The sequence below is a fragment of the Flavobacterium sp. genome (assembly GCF_044371705.1).
Taxonomy (GTDB): Bacteria; Bacteroidota; Bacteroidia; order Flavobacteriales; family Flavobacteriaceae; genus Flavobacterium.
This window is the reverse complement of record NZ_JBILTE010000196.1, coordinates 1-4,681: the sequence shown is the minus strand read 5'-3', so window position 1 is coordinate 4,681 and position 4,681 is coordinate 1. Positions and strand designations below refer to the sequence as shown.

Genomic DNA, 4,681 nt, shown 5'->3' with positions numbered 1-4,681 from the left:
TGTATTTTGTCTCTGTGCAAACAGATAATGGTGCAGGAACTACGAAGTTTGTTAAGAATTAAAGTATACCTTATAAGTAATTAAAGTCCGGCTATTGTCGGACTTTTTTTTTAATTTTACAATCATAATCATGTTTTGTATTTTACTTAATGGAGTTGATTATTTTTAATAAAGCAACAATATAAAAGTATTCAAATAATAATTTAAAACATAATAATCTAAAAATATAGATTTTTACAGATTTTTTTATTATTTAAAATCAGCAAAACATTAAATAATAGAAATATTTTCTAAAATATGTAATTTATCATTATATTTGCCCCGTTCATACACATACTGATTGTTATCACGAAAGCCGGAGGGACTAGACCCTGTGAAAGCTTAGCAACCCTGCAACTGTAGAAGGTGCTAAATTCTATTCTTTATGCTGAACTTTAAACTGAACTCGTTTCAGTTTTGTTTCAGCAACTCAATAAAGGAACAGATAACCCGTTTATTTCCTCTATTTCCTGATAAATTTTTTAGTTAGAAGCTAATCCCGCTATTCGTTACAAGCTTTTTTGTCTTGTTGCTTTTTTCTAAGTCAAAAAATGAGCTCCCTTTGGTCGCTCTTTTTTGCCAAGAAAAAATGCAACAATCCTGCAAAAGGCTTTCCACTTCTATCGGGGCTATGGCTTCATTGCAACAAGCAATTCTTAGCGAATTTTGCGAAAACCCTTTGCGAACTTTGCGGTTAAATAATATATTAATGTCAAAAATAGAAAAAGCCATACAAGAAAGAATCCTCGTCCTCGACGGAGCGATGGGAACAATGTTACAACGAAACAATTTCTCCGAAGAAGATTTTCGAGGCGAACGTTTCAAAGATTTTCCGCATCCATTAAAAGGAAACAATGATTTACTTTCCATCACCCAACCCGAGGCGGTAAAAGCAGTTCATCGTGCCTATTTGCAAGCAGGTGCTGATATCATAGAAACCAACACTTTTTCAGGAACCACCATCGGAATGGCCGATTATCATTTGGAAGAGTTGGTCTACGAACTCAATTACCAATCTGCCAAAATCGCACGCGAAGTTGCCGACGAATTCACCGATAGACCCCGTTTTGTAGCCGGTTCCATCGGCCCAACCAACCGAACGGCATCCATGAGTCCGGACGTAAACGACCCCGGATTCCGTGCCGTTACTTTCGACGATTTACGTATCGCTTATAAACAACAAGTTGAAGCTCTTGTCGATGGTGGTTGTGATGTGTTATTGGTTGAAACCATCTTCGACACACTCAATGCCAAAGCAGCACTTTTCGCTATCGAAGAAGTCAAAGAAGAAAGAAATATCGATATTCAGGTGATGGTTTCCGGAACAATTACCGATGCTTCCGGGCGAACACTTTCGGGTCAAACCGTTGAAGCTTTTTTAATTTCCATTTCGCATATACCATTGTTAAGTATTGGTTTCAATTGTGCGTTAGGAGCAGACCAGTTAAAGCCTTATTTAAAGCGTTTGGCAATGAATACGAAGCTAAATATTTCCGCTCATCCCAATGCAGGATTACCCAACGCATTTGGTCAATACGACCAAACACCAGAAGAAATGCAGGCATTAATCCGAGAATATTTGCAAGATAATTTAATCAACATCATTGGCGGTTGTTGCGGTACAACTCCTGAACACATCAAATTAATCGCCGAAGTAGCTTCGGAATATAAACCGCGACCCGTAGAGACAAGTCGCGACTTGTCCTTTACTTAAAGGCGACTTGTTCTTAACTTTAACACGATTTTTGTCCTCAATTCAACAGCCATGTCTGAAACAATTATAAATAAAAATAATACATTTTCAATTCCCCCTTCGGGGGCTAGGGGGCTTAAATTATCCGGTCTCGAACCGCTTATTATAACTCCTGAAACGAATTTCGTAAACGTGGGCGAACGAACAAATGTCACCGGTTCACGAAAGTTTCTTCGTTTAATCAAAGAAGAAAAGTACGAAGAAGCCCTTTCCATTGCAAGAGAACAGGTAGAAGGAGGAGCTCAAATCATCGACGTCAATATGGACGAAGGAATGTTGGACGGCGTTTATGCCATGACTAAGTTCCTAAATTTAATCGCTGCCGAACCTGATATCGCTCGAGTTCCGGTGATGATTGACAGTTCCAAATGGGAAATCATTGAAGCCGGATTGAAAGTAGTTCAAGGAAAAGGAGTCGTTAATTCCATTTCGTTAAAGGAAGGGGAAGAGACGTTCATTCATCACGCCAAATTAATCAAGCGATACGGTGCGGCTGTCATCGTTATGGCTTTTGATGAAAAAGGTCAGGCGGATAACTACGAAAGACGTATCGAAATCTGCAAAAGAAGTTATGATATTTTAGTCGATAAAGTTGGTTTTCCAGCCGAAGACATCATTTTTGACCCAAACATTTTTCCGGTTGCAACCGGAATGGAGGAACATAAATTAAACGCATTAGATTTTTTCAGAGCTACAAAATGGATTCGTGAAAATTTACCGTATGCCAATATTTCCGGAGGTGTAAGCAATGTTTCTTTTTCGTTTCGTGGAAACGACAAAGTGCGTGAAGCGATGCATTCTGCTTTCCTTTATCACGCTATCCAAAATGGAATGACGATGGGAATTGTGAATCCGGAAATGCTTGAGATTTATGATGAAATTGATCCTATTTTATTAGAACATGTTGAAGATGTTTTATTAAACCGAAAAGAAGATGCCACTGAATTGCTCTTGGCTTTAGCCGAGAGTTATAAGGGAGATTTTAAAGTGAATGAAAAAGCAATACAAGAGTGGCGAAATAGCTCTGTTCAAGAACGTTTAACCCATTCTTTAGTCAAAGGAATTGATGAATTCATAGAAATTGATGTGGAAGAGGCGAGAATAGTTGCTTCGAAAGCCATCGAAGTCATTGAAATTAATTTAATGACGGGAATGAATGTCGTAGGCGATTTATTTGGTAGCGGAAAAATGTTTTTGCCTCAAGTGGTAAAATCAGCCCGAGTCATGAAAAAAGCGGTGGCTTATTTGCTTCCATATATTGAAGAAGAAAAAGATTCAGCAACTTCATCCTCGGCCGGCAAAGTCTTAATGGCAACGGTAAAAGGCGATGTGCATGACATTGGTAAAAATATTGTTGCGGTCGTTTTGGCATGCAACAATTTTGAAATCATCGATTTAGGCGTAATGGTTCCGCCGGAAAAAATCATCGAAGTCGCTATTCGTGAAAACGTTGATATCATCGGTTTAAGTGGATTAATCACACCATCGTTGGATGAAATGGTTTATTTAGCAAAGGAAATGGACAAGTTGAACATCAAAATTCCAATTATGATTGGTGGTGCAACGACTTCTCGTGCTCATACTGCCGTGAAAATTGCACCGGAATATAAAGAAACCGTTGTGCACGTAAATGATGCTTCGCGAGCAGTCACTGTTGCTACAAATTTATTGCAGTCGGAAACAAAAAAAGTGTACGCAAAAACAGTTCGCGAGGAGTATGACCAACTTCGGGAAGGTTATTTAAATAGGAGCAGAGAAAAGAATTTCTTATCAATTACTGAAGCAAGAAAAAATAAATTACAATTGGATTGGGAAAATTATCATCCAACAAAACCCAATTTAATCGGAACTAAAATTGTTGAAGTTGATTTGTCCGAATTAGTTGATTTCATCGATTGGACGCCCTTTTTTCAATCCTGGGAATTATTCGGAAAATATCCCGCTATTCTAACTGATGAAGTGGTTGGAGAACAAGCTACTCATTTATTTGCAGATGCTCAAAAAATGTTGGAACAAATCGTCAATGAAAAATGGCTTACCGCTAAAGGAATTCTAGGAATTTTTCCCGCGAATTCAATTAATGATGATGATATAGAAGCTAGTCTTCCATCTTCCATCTTCCATCTTCTTACTTTACGCCAACAAAGTTTGAAAACCGCTGGTGTACCAAATATTGCTCTTGCCGATTTCATCGCCCCGAAGGAGTCTGAAATCCAAGATTACATCGGCTGTTTTTGTGTCACAACCGGATTTGGCGTGGATGAAAAAGCAGCAGCATTTGAAAAACAATTAGACGATTATAATTCCATTTTATTAAAAGCACTAGCAGACCGATTAGCTGAGGCTTTTGCAGAATATTTACACCTAAAAGTCCGCAAAGAAATTTGGGGTTATGCTTCTGATGAGACATTATCAAATGAAGAGTTAATCAAAGAAAATTACAGCGGAATTCGTCCGGCTCCGGGCTATCCTGCATGTCCGGATCATTTGGAAAAACCAACCATTTGGAAACTATTAAATGTAGAAGAAAAAATAGGTGTAAAACTGACCGAAAGTATGGCCATGTGGCCCGCATCATCGGTTTCAGGCTATTATTTTGCTCATCCGGAAAGCAAATATTTCGGATTAGGAAAAATCAAAAAAGACCAAGTAGAAGATTACGCAAAACGAAGAAATATTAGTGTAGAAATGGCGATGAAATGGCTTTCGCCGAATATAGCAGATTAAATAATTTGTTCCAGGTTTCAAGTTTCAAGTTGCTCAATCAACCTGAAACTTGAAACCTGAAACCTGAAACTTACAACATGAAAGTAACCCAACATATCGAAAACGCCAACGGCAAACCCTTATTCTCTTTTGAAATTTTACCTCCTTTGAAAGGTCAAAATA

The 4,681-nt window shown here is 38.2% G+C and carries 2 protein-coding genes; both read left to right on the top strand.

Going from position 1 to position 4,681, the window contains the following annotated elements; translation table 11 throughout:
• Positions 1 to 748: 748 nt before the first annotated feature.
• Complete coding sequence (locus ACIQ2S_RS11460; RefSeq protein WP_396176101.1) at positions 749 to 1,753, top strand: homocysteine S-methyltransferase family protein; 1,005 nt, start codon at positions 749 to 751, stop codon at positions 1,751 to 1,753.
• 51 nt (positions 1,754 to 1,804) lie between these two features.
• Positions 1,805 to 4,519 carry a methionine synthase gene (gene metH / locus ACIQ2S_RS11455; protein ID WP_396176099.1) on the top strand — a complete coding sequence of 905 codons (2,715 nt, stop codon included), beginning with the start codon at positions 1,805 to 1,807 and terminating at the stop codon, positions 4,517 to 4,519.
• Positions 4,520 to 4,681: the final 162 nt, after the last annotated feature.